The sequence below is a fragment of the Acinetobacter pittii genome, assembly GCF_034064985.1.
In the GTDB taxonomy this organism is placed as follows: Bacteria; Pseudomonadota; Gammaproteobacteria; order Pseudomonadales; family Moraxellaceae; genus Acinetobacter; species Acinetobacter pittii_H.
Window position 1 is genome coordinate 2831354 of sequence record NZ_CP139249.1, and the last position, 14954, is coordinate 2846307.

Here is a 14954-nt window from a genome sequence, read left to right on the forward strand (position 1 = left end):
GGAGATGAAATATTTCAATATCATGATCATTTTATGAATATTTGATGAAAAATCAGACTCTACTTTGTCATAAAGCGCTTGTTTGGTGAATAAGTTAGAGTAAATGATGGGTCGTTATAGGTCATCTATTGCGCAACTATTCTGTTACAATAGCGCCGCATTTTTAAATTTGTACAATATCGGGGTTTTATATGTCCACGCTTGCCACCCTAAAAGCGCTTCTTGCCAAACGTATTTTGATTATTGATGGTGCAATGGGCACGATGATTCAGCGCCATAAATTGGAAGAAGCCGACTACCGTGGTGAGCGTTTTGCCGATTGGGCACATGACTTAAAAGGTAACAATGACCTTTTGGTTCTGACACAGCCTCAAATTATTCAAGGTATTCATGAAGCTTATCTTGATGCAGGTGCAGACATTATTGAAACCAATAGCTTTAACGGCACGCGTGTTTCAATGTCTGACTATCATATGGAAGATCTTGTTCCAGAGATTAACCGAGAAGCAGCACGTTTAGCCAAAGCAGCTTGTGAAAAGTACTCAACTCCAGATAAACCGCGTTTTGTCGCAGGTGTCCTTGGGCCAACATCACGTACTTGTTCAATTTCACCGAATGTAAATGACCCTGCCTTTCGTAACATTACTTTTGATGAGTTAAAAGAAAACTATATTGAAGCGACGCATGCGCTCATTGAAGGCGGCGCAGATATCATTCTGATTGAAACCGTATTTGACACATTAAACTGTAAAGCAGCGATTTTTGCGGTTAAAGAAGTCTTTAAACAAATTGGTCGCGAATTACCAATCATGATTTCAGGGACCATTACCGATGCATCGGGTCGTACCTTAACAGGTCAAACTGCCGAAGCTTTCTGGAACTCTGTACGTCATGGCGACTTGCTATCGATTGGCTTTAACTGTGCGCTTGGTGCAGATGCAATGCGTCCTCACGTAAAAACCATTTCCGATGTAGCAGATACGTTTGTTTCAGCGCACCCAAATGCAGGCTTACCAAACGCATTTGGTGAATATGACGAAACGCCAGAACAAACGGCAGCATTATTAAAAGAATTTGCAGAAAGCGGCTTAATCAATATTACTGGTGGTTGCTGTGGTACAACACCTGACCATATCCGTGCGATTGCCAATGCGGTAAAAGATATTGTGCCTCGTCAAGTTCCTGAAACTGTACCTGCATGCCGTTTGAGTGGTTTAGAACCATTTAATATTTATGATGACTCACTTTTTGTGAACGTGGGTGAACGTACTAACGTTACAGGTTCGAAAAAATTCTTACGCTTAATTCGTGAAGAAAACTTTGCCGAAGCTTTAGAAGTGGCACAGCAGCAAGTTGAAGCTGGCGCTCAGATTATCGACATTAACATGGATGAAGGGATGCTCGATTCGCAAAATGCGATGGTGCATTTCTTAAACCTTGTGGCTTCTGAACCAGATATCTCTCGTGTACCAATCATGATCGACTCATCAAAATGGGAAATCATTGAAGCTGGCTTAAAATGCGTACAAGGTAAACCCGTTGTTAACTCGATTTCTTTAAAAGAAGGTTATGACGAGTTTGTAGAAAAAGCTCGCCTGTGCCGTCAATATGGTGCTGCAATTATTGTTATGGCATTTGACGAAACAGGTCAGGCCGACACTGCTGCACGTAAGCGTGAAATCTGTAAACGCTCATATGACATTTTGGTTAATGATGTTGGCTTCCCTGCTGAAGATATTATTTTTGACCCGAACGTGTTTGCAGTTGCAACAGGGATTGAAGAACACAATAACTATGGCGTCGACTTTATTGAGGCCACAGGTTGGATTAAACAGAACTTACCTCACGCCATGATTTCTGGTGGTGTATCGAACGTTTCGTTCTCGTTCCGTGGTAACGAGCCTGTTCGTGAAGCCATTCACTCTGTGTTCTTGTACCATGCCATCAAGCAAGGCATGACCATGGGTATTGTGAATGCTGGCCAAATGGCAATTTATGATGATATTCCAGCCGAGCTAAAAGAAGCAGTTGAAGATGTCATCTTAAACCAAAACCAAGGTGAGTCTGGTCAGGCTGCAACCGAGAAACTACTTGAAGTGGCGGAAAAATACCGCGGACAAGGTGGTGCTACCAAAGAAGCCGAGAACCTAGAATGGCGTAATGAGTCAGTCGAAAAACGTCTTGAATACGCTTTAGTTAAAGGTATTACCACTTATATTGATGAAGATACCGAAGAAGCTCGCCTCAAAGCCAAACGTCCTTTAGATGTGATTGAAGGCGCTTTGATGGACGGTATGAACGTAGTTGGTGACTTGTTCGGGTCAGGCAAAATGTTCTTGCCACAAGTTGTAAAATCTGCACGTGTTATGAAGCAAGCTGTGGCTTGGCTCAATCCATACATTGAAGCTGAAAAAACAGGTAGCCAATCTAAAGGTAAAGTCCTGATGGCAACTGTTAAAGGCGACGTACACGATATTGGTAAAAATATCGTAGGCGTAGTACTCGGCTGTAATGGTTATGACATTGTTGACCTTGGCGTAATGGTACCTTGCGAGAAAATCCTGCAAACTGCAATTGATGAAAAATGTGACATCATCGGCTTGTCAGGTCTGATCACACCGTCTTTAGATGAGATGGTATTCGTTGCGAAAGAAATGCAACGTAAAGGTTTTAACATTCCTTTATTGATTGGTGGTGCAACAACTTCCAAAGCACATACAGCAGTAAAAATTGACCCTCAGTACCAAAACGATGCGGTGATTTATGTTGCAGATGCTTCACGTGCTGTGGGTGTCGCAACAACATTACTTTCGAAAGAAATGCGTGGGAACTTTATTGCAGAGCACCGTGCTGAATATGCCAAGATCCGTGAGCGCTTAGCCAATAAACAGCCAAAAGCTGCAAAATTGACCTATGCTGAGTCAGTTGAAAACGGTTTTAAAATTGACGAAAGTTATGTACCACCAAAACCAAACCTTTTGGGAACACAAGTTTTAACGAACTACCCGCTTGCTACACTCGTCGAGTATTTTGACTGGACACCATTCTTCATTTCTTGGAGCTTGGCAGGTAAATTCCCGAAAATTTTAGAAGATGAAGTGGTGGGTGAAGCGGCAACTGACTTGTACAACCAAGCACAAGCAATGTTGAAAGATATTATCGACAACAACCGTTTTGATGCCCGTGCTGTATTTGGTATGTTCCCTGCTCAACGCACTAACGCTGACACAGTGAGCGTATTTGATGAAGCGGGTAAAAATGTTACGCATACTTTTGAACACTTACGTCAGCAATCTGACAAAGTAACAGGTAAACCAAACTTGTCTTTAGCAGATTACATTCGTAAGGATCGTGAGCAACAAGACTACTTAGGCGGATTCACTGTATCTATTTTTGGTGCAGAAGAACTGGCCAATGAGTACAAAGCCAAAGGTGATGACTACTCTGCAATCTTAGTTCAGTCATTGGCAGACCGTTTTGCTGAAGCCTTTGCAGAACACTTACATGAACGCATTCGTAAAGAGTTCTGGGGTTATAAAGCAGATGAACAGCTCAGCAATGAAGAACTGATTAAAGAGAAATATGTCGGTATTCGCCCTGCACCGGGCTACCCTGCTTGCCCAGAGCACTCTGAAAAAGCGGTGTTGTTCGACTGGTTAGGTTCTACCGACAAAATCGGTACTAAACTGACTGAACACTTTGCCATGATGCCACCATCTTCGGTGAGTGGTTTCTATTATTCTCATCCTCAGAGTGAATACTTTAACGTAGGTAAAATCTCTCAAGACCAACTTGAAGATTACGCAAAACGTAAAGGTTGGACACTGGATGAAGCGAAGCGTTGGTTAGCACCAAATTTAGATGATTCGATTGCTTAAGTTTTTAAATCATCTTGCTTAAAAATAGGGCGTGAAGGAAATTCCATCACGCCCTTTTCAATTTGAAAGTTTAATCTTTTTACTTCAAATGTGATTTAATCTTCTCTTTAACTGCTTCAGTTGAAATACCATATCGATCATGCAAAGTGGGTAATGCCCCTGCATCTAAAAATGCATCTGGCAAACCAATCATGTCAAAACGAGGATGTTGACCATTTCTTAGAAGTAATGAACCAACTGCTTCCCCTAACCCACCAATGACCGAATGATTTTCGGCAGTTAAAACAGGACGGCCACCTTTTGCGACTTCATCCAAAATAGTTTGTTCATCTAGAGGCTTAATGGTCGGTACATGTAGCACTGAAACCTCAATGCCCTCTTTTTCAAGCTCTTCGGCTGCCTCAAGCGCACGCATGGTCAATAAACCAGTGGAAATAATGAGTAAATCTTTACCCGGTTTAATCATCTGTGCCTTACCCAATTTAAACTGATAGTTGTATTTATCGAGCACTAATGGAACCTGACCACGCAATAAACGCATATATACCGGACCATTATGCGCGGCAATCTGAGGAATCGCCTGTTCTATTTCCAAGGCATCACATGGATCGATAACCATCAAGTTCGGCATAGCGCGAAAAATTGCAATATCATCCGTTGCCTGATGACTTGGGCCGTAGCCCGTGGTTAATCCTGGAAGAGCTGCTACAATTTTGACATTGAGGTTATCTTCCGCAATTGCCATACAAATAAAGTCATAGGCACGGCGTGATGCAAACACAGCATAAGTTGTTGCAAAAGGAACAAATCCTTCACGAGCAAGTCCTGCTGCTGCACTCATCAAAAGTTGTTCTGCCATGCCCATTTGGAAAAACTTGTCTGGGTTTTCTTTAGCGAAAATATGTAAATCAGTGTATTTAGATAAATCTGCTGATAACCCCACAATATCGTCACGCTCTTTTGCTAAGGCATTGAGTGCATGTCCAAATGGTGCTGGTTTGGTCGGTTGGCCCTCCGCAGCAATAGAAGCAATCATTGCCGAAGTGGTTAGTTTTTTCTTAGGGGGATTGGCTAACTGGCTCATGGTGTATTCCTTACTGTCCGTAGTGGGTCAAAATATTTAAAGCATCGTCCCATTCATGTTCATCAACACGAATGAAATGTGTTTTTTCACGGCTTTCCAAGAACGACACACCTTTACCCATTTTGGTGTCACAAATAATGACTCTTGGGCATGCTCCCTCATGGTTTCGTGCCTGATCGAATGCCTCAAGCAGAGCTTCCATGTTATTGCCATCTACGCGTTGGGTGTACCAACCAAATGACTGCCAACGATCAACAATTGGCTCAAATGCTAAAATTTCGCTGGAGTGCCCATCTGCCTGCTGATTATTCACATCAATAATGGCAATCAAGTTATCTAGTTTCCAATGCGAAGCAGACATCACGGCTTCCCATGTTGAGCCTTCATTTAGCTCTCCATCGGACAGTAAGTTATAAACAAAAGCATCCGACTTTTTCTGTTTTAGTCCTAAACATGCGCCGACTGCAATTCCAAGACCATGACCCAATGAGCCACCTGTAATTTCCATGCCCGGTGTATATGAAGCCATACCCGACATCGGTAGACGACTATCATCTGCACCGTAAGTTTCAAGTTCTTCAAGTGGGATAATTTTTGCTTCAATTAAGGCCGCATAAAGTGCAATTGCATAGTGCCCAATAGAGAGATAAAAACGGTCACGACCTTCCCACTCAGGGTTTTCTGGCTGATATTTCATGGCATGGAAATAAGATACAGCGAGCAAATCTGCTGCACCTAAGGCTTGTCCAACATAGCCTTGGCCTTGTACTTGTCCCATACGTAAAGCATGTTGGCGAATGTGGTAGGCACGTTGTTGCAACTCGGCAATTTGGTCTGCTTTATCAACATTTAACATTGTCATTTACTATTCCTTATTAACGATTGACCAGTTTTGCCGGAACACGCAGAACCAGACTGGCACCGAAAATTAATACTGCTGTGATTAAGAACATGCCGATTGCATTTGAACCTGTGTTGGTGGTGACCCAACCGATTAAATAAGGTGAGCAAAATCCTGCAAGATTGGCGAAGCTATTCACTGCGGCAATACCTGCCGCTGCGGAAACACCACCCAAAAAGTTGGTTGGTAACATCCAGAATAAAGAGGATGCCGTCAGCACACCTGAGGCTGCGATGCAAAGGCAAATTAAAGAGAGCGTTAGATTTGAAGCGAATAAAGTCGCAAGTGTGAGTGCTATAGCGCCTGCACACATCGGGATAATTAAGTGCCAACGGCGTTCTTGGAAATGGTCACCACTACGCCCTGCCAAAAGCATAACCACAATAGCGCACATATAAGGAAGACTCGTAAGTAGCCCAATATGCCAGTTATCACTAATGCCTGAGTTGCGAATAAGAGTTGGCAACCAAAAGGTAATGGCGTATTGGCCCATCACTACACAAAAATAGATACCTGCCAATAGCCATAAGCGCTTATCTGCGATGAACTCTTTAACACTAGCATGACCTTCTTTGTGCTGGTTATCCTGAGCAAGTTCTTGCTTCACCAAGTTCTTTTCGTCTTGGGATAACCAGTTGGCGTCTTGAACTGAATCTTTTAAAACAGCAAGTACAAGCAGGCCAACAAGTACAGTAGGAATGGCTTCAATTACAAACATCCACTGCCATCCAAACCAGCCATGTACGCCGCTCATTCGGTCCATGATTAAGCCTGAAAGTGGTCCACCAATCATTCCCGAAATTGGAATCGCGATAAACCAAAGTACGGTCATGCGTGCACGGCGGTAAGATGGAAACCAATAAGTGAGATAGAGCAACAAACCTGGAGCTAGTCCAGCTTCGGCGACACCCAATAAAAAACGTAAGGTGTAAAATTGCCATTCGGTTTGAACAAAAGCAAAACAGCCTGACAAAATGCCCCATGTAATCATGATTCGGGCAATCCAACGTCTTGCGCCTACCTTGTGAAGTACAATGTTACTTGGTACTTCACAAAGAAAATAACCAATAAAGAAAATCCCTGCGCCTAGCCCATATACAGCTTCACTAAACTGTAAATCGCTCATCATTTGGAGTTTGGCAAAACCCACATTTACTCGATCTAAATAGGCACAAAAATAACAAAGCATCAAAAATGGCATGAGCCGAAATGCAATTTTTCGATAGGCCGATTTACGAACCGCCGTATCTACTTCAGATGAAAATACTGTATCCATCATGCGAATCCCTTTACATTTGGCCACAGTATCCTCTTGTGACCATCATTCTATTTTTATTTAAATGGTGAGCGATTAATGAATCAGCATGCCACCATTTACATCGAGTGTGACACCAGTCAAATAAGCTGACAGGTCACTTGCCAAAAATAGTGCTGCATTTGCAACATCTTGTGCTTTACCTAAACGGCCAAGCGGAATACCAGCCAGAATGTCGTGACGACGGTCATCATTCATTAAACCGCCAGTAATATCAGTCTGGATTAGACCTGGAGTAAGAGAATTTACACGAATCTGGTCACCACCAAACTCACGAGCCATCGCTTTTGCCAGGCCTAACACGCCTGCCTTTGCAGCGCTATAATGCGGTCCGCCAAAGATACCGCCACCACGTTGTGCTGAAACTGAAGATAGACAGACAATACTTCCACCACCGTTTGCTTTCATAGATGGAATAACCGCTTGCGACATAATCAGTGTTCCGCGCAGGCTGACATCTAAAATACGGTCATAGTCACTGCGTTGAATATCGAGGGTTTTAACTGGCTGAGTAATGCCCGCATTGTTAATTAAAATATCAATCTTGCCATAGTGCTGTAGTGCTTGTTCAACAGCTGCTTTGACCTGTTCTTCATTTGCAACGTTTGCAGCAAGGCCTAAATGTCCTTCACCAAGCGCCTTTGCAGCGTTTTGGCTTTGAGCAATATCTAAATCAACAATAATGACTTTGGCACCCTGTTGTGCAAAGATTTCTGCGGTTGCTCGCCCAATTCCACGTTCTGATGCTGCACCGGTAATTAATGCCACTTTTCCTTTTAGTAACATGTTGAATCCTCTTTTATGCTTTATTTCCTGAGTTCTGACTTAGAATCTCTTTTTTCACAAAGCCCAGCAATCAGCTCAAATTCAACAAGACATGAAAAAAATTCATGCCTATGCTATTTTCAAATAAGTTTTAGGGATAAAAACGGATCATTTCATGGATAGCAGTGAAAACAATTTCAACCAAATGCCCTCAATTAAAACATTACAAGCTTTTGAACAAACCGCCCGTTTCGGCAATGTTGCCAAGGCAGCCGAGCATTTGAATCTCACGCCTTCAGCAGTGAGTCATCAAATTGCTAAGCTTGAAGAAATGATTGGGCAGAGTTTATTTATTCGTGGTGCCCGTGGTGTGACACTGACCCCTTCTGGTGAACGCTATTTTCAAGATGTCACCACCATTTTGCATAACCTAATGTTAGCCACGGAAAAAGCTGCCGATAAAAGCCCTAAAGACAGTTTATATATTCATTCATCCCCAAGTTTTGGTTTGCTTTGGTTGCTCCCTCGCCTCGAGTCATTTAAAGAAAAGTTCCCAATGATTCAGGTTAACTTGTCATGTTCCTATGAAAATTTGCACTTTACTCGCGACAAGATCGACATTGATATTCGTCATGGTTTGCCCAACTGGACAGGGGTAGAAATCAGAACGATTCGTAATGAAAAGCTTGAAGTGCTTGCGTCCCCTAAGCTGCTGGAACGTAGTCCGGTTTATAAACCTCAAGATTTATTAAAGAAGGATCTGATTTTATCGCGTTCAACCTTAGTGACATGGCCCCAATGGTTTGCCCATCAGGGTTTAAGTATTCCTGAGTTTCCTTACACTTTGAGTTTTGACCGCTCTTATATGTCACTTGAGGCGGCCACACACGGGCTAGGTTTTGTTTTGGAAAGTAATTTACTCACTCAAAATTACTTAGAATCTGGAAAATTAGTGAGAGTTTTTGCAGATGAACTATCGATTCCTATCTCGGCTCATCATTTGGTGTATCCAAGAACCCACCAATTTATTCCTAAAATTGAACTGTTTTTAAACTGGATTTATGATGAGTTGGCGGATTGATAAAGTAATTGTTAAATGATTTGAATTTGCTCAATTCTTAAGTGATGCATCATCTCTCGAATAAATACAAAGTAGGTAAAAATATAAAGCTCATCTGGAGCCACTTGGTTTGTGTAGTAGCTTAAACGCTCAATAAAATCATTAAAACCATGCTCAAACTCAGTACGGCTGATGTACTTTTTAGCATTAAAAAATAACTCACTGAGCTGTGTCATGGCTGCATCAGATGTAACAGCTACACTACTTATATTTAGATTTCTGAGGGGTTGTGACTCGATGATTTCTTCAATGAAATAAATCATCTTTTCAACCGCAAGCTCATCAATAACACCATTGCTGATACTTTTTGAATTAATTAAACCTAAGCCTTGCTCAAAGTGAATGTGTTGGCTGTCTACATCAAACGAGAGACTATTTAGACCAAGTGAAAATTTTAAAACCGAGTCGGGATGATTCATAAAAATAGCCTATCGTCGAATTTTGCTAATAAGATTAATTTCTTTATAAGCGTAAATTGAACCAGTTTTTCCAATATTTAATATTAACTACTCCATTATTATTAACACTACATATAATAAAAACCTCTTTAAAAAGATGAAAAATCAATCTTATATTCATCCAGTCCAACTATTACAATATAGAGTATAAGCATGAAAAAATTAGTAATTTTAGGTGTCACGATTTATAGCTTTGCACAACTTGCAAATGCAGCAACGTTAAATGTAAAACCCTATGGCACAACTCAAAATGGTCAAAAAGTTGATCTATACACCATGAGCAACAATAATGGTGTCTCCGTATCTTTTATTAGTTTCGGTGGTGTAATTACACAAATCTTGACTCCCGATGCCCAAGGTAAACAAAATAATATTGTTTTGGGCTTCGATGATCTAAAAGGCTATGAAGTTACTGATACCAAGGAAGGCATTCATTTTGGCGGATTAATTGGTCGTTATGCGAACCGTATTGGCAATGCTAAATTTAGCTTAGATGGAAAAACGTATAACCTCGAAAAAAATAATGGCCCGAACTCATTACATAGCGGCAATCCTGGTTTTGATAAACGTGTATGGCAAGTTAAGCCTCTGGTTTCTAAAGGTGAAACCGTTAAAGCGTCTCTGAAGTTAACCAGTCCAAATGGTGATCAAGGATTTCCCGGAAAATTAGATGTAGAAGTGATCTACAGTCTTTCAGATCAAAATGAATTCCAGATTGAATATAAAGCCAAAACTGATCAACCGACAGTCGTCAACCTTACCAACCACAGTTATTTCAACTTATCAGGCGCTGGCAATAATCCTTATGGCGTACTAGATCATGTGGTACAACTCAATGCAGACCGTATATTGATAACCGATCAAAACTCTTTACCCACAGGTGAAATAGCTTCGGTTGCAGGTACACCTTTTGATTTTCGGACACCTAAAGCAATTGTGAAAGATATTCGAGCGAATAATCAGCAATTGGCCTATGGATATGGCTATGACCAAACTTGGGTAATTAATCAAAAGTCTCAAGGGAAACTCAATCTTGCAGCTAGTGTGGTTGATCCAAAATCTAAACGGACCATGCAGGTTTTAACTACTGAACCAAGCGTTCAAATGTATACAGCCAATCATTTATTAGGAAATATTGTTGGCGCAAATGGTGTGCTCTATCGACAAGCAGACGCGCTAGCATTAGAAACACAGCATTTTCCAGACAGCCCTAATCAACCATCCTTCCCTTCTACACGTTTAAACCCGAATCAAACTTATAACAGTGTTACCGTATTTAAGTTTGGTGTTCAAAAATAGTCTTTTCAATGAGGCTATGTTCATATTAAAAAGACTCTCAGCTAAGTATGGCTGAGAGTCTTTTCATTTATTTTACCTTTGTGTTGGGTAAAAATGCGGTTGCAAAACCAAGTAATGGCAACAATGAACATAAACCAAATACCCATTCAATGCCGTTAATATCCGCTAAATGCCCTAAGCCAGCTGCGGCAATACCGCTTACCCCGAACATCAGACCGAACATTAAACCTGCAATCATGCCTACACGGCCCGGAACAGCTTCTTGTGCGTAAACCACCATTGCTGCAAAAGCCGATGACAACACTAAACCTGCAATAATTGAGAAAACCGTTGTCCAAAATAGGTTTGCAAACGGCATCATTAATGCAAACGGCGCCATACCAACAAATGAAACCCAGATAACCGCTTTACGGCCAATTTTGTCACCAATTGGGCCACCTGCAAATGTACCTAAAGCAACGGCTGCCAAAAAGGCAAACAAATGCAATTGAGCTGTTTGAATACTGATATGGAACTTTTGAATTAAGTAAAAAGTAAAGTAGTTACTAATGCTGGCAATGTAGGTAAATTTGGCAAACATCAATACACTAATTGTGCTCAAAGCAATAATGAGCTTACGACCATGCAATTTAGTATGTGCTTGGGTAGCACGTGCAACCACCTGACTTTTTGCATGACTCACAGTCCAACGACTTACACCAAATAAAACCCAAATCGCTAAAAGTGCAAATATCACCAAGCACGCAACTGCATGCTGCCCAAATGGAACAATCAGTAACGCTGCTAATAATGGACCAATGGCAGTACCTGTATTTCCGCCCACTTGGAAAGTCGACTGAGCTGTACCGAAGCGCCCGCCCGATGCCATTCGTGCCACACGTGAAGCTTCTGGATGAAATGTTGCAGACCCCACCCCAATAAGCGCAGATGCACATAACAACACAGCAAAACTTGGTGAAAATGCTAACAAGATAATGCCGCAGAATGTGACAACCATTCCAAGTGGAAGAAGATATGGTTTTGGATGTTTATCGGTATAAAGTCCAATCCAAGGTTGTAGCAGCGAACCTGTAATTTGATATACAAACGAAATCAGGCCAACCTCCGCAAAACTCAGCGAAAAGTTTGCTTTTAGCATTGGATAGATGGCTGGTAGCACTGCCTGAATTAAATCGTTCAGTAAATGTGCAACCGCCACGGCGCCTACAATTTTAATAATCATTCCCTGCGGCTGATCATTTGCAACGGTATTGGCAATACCATCTTTCAATTGTATTGAAGACGTCATACCTGAAAAACTCCAATATTTTTAAATGAGATGCTTATTGTAAGTTGTCGCTTATAAAGTTATCTTCCAATAATCATCGTATAAGTGACAATTTTTAGGATATTTTATGTCCGATTCTCTTATTCAGTCTGATTTGTCTGAACTTGTGATTGGACTCTCTTCTGAACATTCTTACCGAGAAATTACGCCTACCCACACACATACACGTGCACAGTTTTTATATGCATCTACCGGAAACATTCAAGTTTTTACACCTAATCATGTGTGGATTGTACCGCCCATGTGCGCGTTATGGATTCCTGCTCATGTTGAACACAGTGTGATTTCACTGAGTCACGTTAAGTTAAATACAGCGTTAGTTGAAGTAAATGCAGCCGCTCTAATGGGACAACATTGCTTTATTATTCGAGTTAGTAACCTGTTACATGAACTTTTAATTCGTTTAAATGAAATTGAACGAGAAGACACTCCAAATACGGCAACGTCCCAAGAGCTTTCCCGTTCTTTACAAATTTTGATCTTTGAAGAAATACATCGGGCCAATTTGTTGCCTATTCAGATACCGTGGCCGAAAGACAAACGATTATTAAAAATTTGCCAAGAGTTATTACATACGCCTGACAGTTCAAAAGATTTAACAGATTGGGCTGATGATATTGGTGCGAGTTCTAGAACTTTAATGCGCATGTTCCAAAAAGAAACGGGGCTGTCTTATCGGGCATGGGTACAGCAAATGCATATTGCACTTGCCTTGAGTAAAATCGCGAATGGCGAATCTATTGCCCAAATTTCAGAGTCACTGGGATATACAAACCCCAGCGCGTTCAGTGCAATGTTTAAGCGACATCTAGGAAAAACACCTCAACAATTTAGAAGTGCCGCGATGTCGCTATAAGTCTTTTTTTTAGAGCGGATCTCATGCTTTTCTAATAAATCATCGAAATCATGATAAACATGAAGTTCTCGATCTTTAGCGGTTCTCGCATGATCTAGGCGCTGTTCAGGATCAACCAAAACAAGGGTATGACCATCATCAATGAGACGATCTACCCCTTCTAAAAACATACGTTTACCCACATCGTGGATAAGTGAAATCTGGGTTAAATCAATCACGATTGTGCTTTGGTCAGTTGTCTCGTCTTGCAAAATACGCAACAACATTTCAGCTTCGGTAAATTTCAATACACCTCGAAGCACATACACACTCAATGATGCGTCTTTCCCAGTACGGTAATGACTTTGTACAATCGTTTGTGCAGAAGGCGTACCTTCCATGAGATGTAGCCCCATGTCACGAGATAATCGCTCTAAAATATCGATACCTCGAACACTGTGACCATGCTCATCTAATCGAGGCGAAAAAGCAGCAATACTGACCTGTCCCGGTAGCACCCCCAAAATACCACCTGCTACTCCACTTTTAGCAGGAATGCCTACTGTTGAAAGCCAGTCACCTGCTGCATCATACATACCACAGCTCATCATGACACTGAGGACTTGTCTAACTACAGATCGGTTCAATAGGCGTTTTCCAGTTTTAGGGTCAACCCCACCATTGGCAAGTACACTGCCCATACGTACCAGATCTTTAACCGTAACCAAAATCGCACATTGACGAATGTACCCATTCACAATATCGACTGGATCGGTTTCTAAAATTCCGACAGTCCGTAACATATAACCGATCGAAAGATTACGGTAAGCAGTTTTGACTTCCGAATCATAGACAGACTCATCAAAACTTAATTCGCGACCCGCAAGCTCGCTCATAAAGCGGCGTAGAATTTCTGCGCTATGTAAACCATGTTTGACCTGAATTAATGAATGTGTCGTAATTGCGCCAGAGTTGATCATCGGGTTTTTTGGACGACCATCTTTACCCAGTGAAATTTCATTGAAGGCTTCCCCTGAAGGCTCCACTCCTACTTTCGCAAGTACTGCATCAATACCAAGCTGTTGTAAAACATAAGCATATACGAATGGTTTAGAAATCGATTGTATGGTGAATTCAACATCATCATCGCCAACCGAATAAATTTCACCATCTACTGTAGACATTGCTAAAGCTAATCGATCTGGGTTTGCATTTGCCAACTCAGGAATATAATCGGCGAGATGACCGCTGTTATCGATGTCACAGGCTTCAATAACATTTGCCAAATATTCTGGGAGAGGGGTTTTCATGGTTAGGAACCTTAAATGAGGAGATTTACAACATCGCGCAAAATTTCAGCACAACCTGCTGATAATATTAAAATTATATCTTTTGTAATGATTTAAATATCACGCTATAAATATTGTAATTCCGTTGTCTTATTTATTTCAAGCTCATTATAGGTTTTTCAAAACTTTAAACTGAAGATTAGCTTATTCTTTCTACAAACAAGATCCCATTTAAATGATCGACTTCATGTTGAACAATACGAGCAGGAAAACCATGAAAAACTGTCTCAACCATTTCACCCTGTAGTGTTAAATATTTAACCTTCACCATTTCTGCACGTTCAACTTGTCCACGCTCATCCGGCACACTTAAACAGCCTTCTTCACCTAAACACACTTCGTTTGAGAACTCTAAAATTTCAGGATTCACCATGACCACCGCTTCCATTTCAGGTGCATCCGGATAGCGTGGATTTGGTCGAGACGCCACAATAATGACGCGTTTAGAGATATAAACTTGCGGTGCAGCAATCCCTACTCCATTACGCTCAAGCATTGTTGCATGCATAGCGTCAGCAAGCTGATAAAGCCAATTACTGTTTAACTCATTTACCGAAACAGGGGCCGCAGTCAGTTTCAAAATATCTTCACCACGCTTCGCGACAGGTAAAACTACACTCATA

At 41.4% G+C, this 14954-nt stretch carries 12 protein-coding genes; 4 read left to right on the forward strand and 8 right to left on the reverse strand.

The window, feature by feature from the left end:
- Nucleotides 1-191 precede the first annotated feature (191 nt).
- Entirely contained in the window at nt 192-3878 is a 3687-nt protein-coding gene (gene metH, locus SOI76_RS13595) for a methionine synthase (RefSeq protein WP_104079330.1), read from the forward strand.
- A gap of 79 nt (nt 3879-3957) precedes the next feature.
- Here the strand turns inward: metH and SOI76_RS13600 are convergent, their stop codons facing one another.
- From SOI76_RS13600 to SOI76_RS13615, 4 genes are all read right to left on the reverse strand, one after another.
- The gene (locus SOI76_RS13600) at nt 3958-4962 is read right to left on the reverse strand and encodes a transketolase family protein (protein WP_104079329.1); all 1005 of its coding nucleotides are present in this window, start codon (nt 4960-4962) and stop codon (nt 3958-3960) included.
- 10 nt (nt 4963-4972) lie between these two features.
- Nucleotides 4973-5818, reverse strand: coding sequence for a transketolase (locus SOI76_RS13605; RefSeq protein WP_081035343.1), 846 nt, complete (start codon nt 5816-5818; stop codon nt 4973-4975).
- A 19-nt stretch (nt 5819-5837) separates the two neighbouring features.
- The gene (ttuB, locus tag SOI76_RS13610) at nt 5838-7139 is read right to left on the reverse strand and encodes an MFS transporter (RefSeq protein ID WP_205668389.1); all 1302 of its coding nucleotides are present in this window, start codon (nt 7137-7139) and stop codon (nt 5838-5840) included.
- Between the two features lie 75 nt (nt 7140-7214).
- Nucleotides 7215-7964, reverse strand: coding sequence for an SDR family NAD(P)-dependent oxidoreductase (locus SOI76_RS13615; protein WP_104079327.1), 750 nt, complete (start codon nt 7962-7964; stop codon nt 7215-7217).
- Between the two features lie 184 nt (nt 7965-8148).
- Between SOI76_RS13615 and SOI76_RS13620 the strand changes: the two genes are divergently transcribed.
- Nucleotides 8149-9024, forward strand: a complete 876-nt coding sequence (locus tag SOI76_RS13620; RefSeq protein ID WP_104079468.1) for a LysR substrate-binding domain-containing protein — start codon at nt 8149-8151, stop codon at nt 9022-9024.
- Between the two features lie 11 nt (nt 9025-9035).
- On the opposite strand, the gene SOI76_RS13625 is transcribed toward SOI76_RS13620, so the two are convergent.
- Entirely contained in the window at nt 9036-9482 is a 447-nt protein-coding gene (locus SOI76_RS13625; protein ID WP_104079326.1) for a hypothetical protein, read from the reverse strand.
- Nucleotides 9483-9674: 192 nt separating this feature from the next.
- Between SOI76_RS13625 and mro the strand changes: the two genes are divergently transcribed.
- Entirely contained in the window at nt 9675-10820 is a 1146-nt protein-coding gene (gene mro, locus SOI76_RS13630) for an aldose epimerase family protein (RefSeq protein WP_104079325.1), read from the forward strand.
- A 67-nt stretch (nt 10821-10887) separates the two neighbouring features.
- Here mro and fsr read toward each other — a convergent pair whose 3' ends face one another.
- Entirely contained in the window at nt 10888-12108 is a 1221-nt protein-coding gene (gene fsr, locus SOI76_RS13635; RefSeq protein ID WP_104079324.1) for an MFS transporter, read from the reverse strand.
- 106 nt (nt 12109-12214) lie between these two features.
- On the opposite strand from fsr, the gene SOI76_RS13640 reads away from it, so the two are divergent.
- Nucleotides 12215-13003, forward strand: coding sequence for an AraC family transcriptional regulator (locus tag SOI76_RS13640; protein ID WP_057074093.1), 789 nt, complete (start codon nt 12215-12217; stop codon nt 13001-13003).
- Here the strand turns inward: SOI76_RS13640 and glsA are convergent.
- Together glsA and def are read right to left on the reverse strand one after the other, a co-directional pair.
- Nucleotides 12970-14292: a glutaminase gene (gene glsA / locus SOI76_RS13645; protein WP_057074092.1), complete on the reverse strand. Its 1323-nt coding sequence runs from the start codon at nt 14290-14292 to the stop codon at nt 12970-12972. The two genes, SOI76_RS13640 and glsA, sit on opposite strands and share 34 nt — an antisense overlap.
- Before the next feature lie 178 nt (nt 14293-14470).
- Entirely contained in the window at nt 14471-14953 is a 483-nt protein-coding gene (def, locus tag SOI76_RS13650; RefSeq protein WP_104079323.1) for a peptide deformylase, read from the reverse strand.
- Nucleotide 14954: the final 1 nt, after the last annotated feature.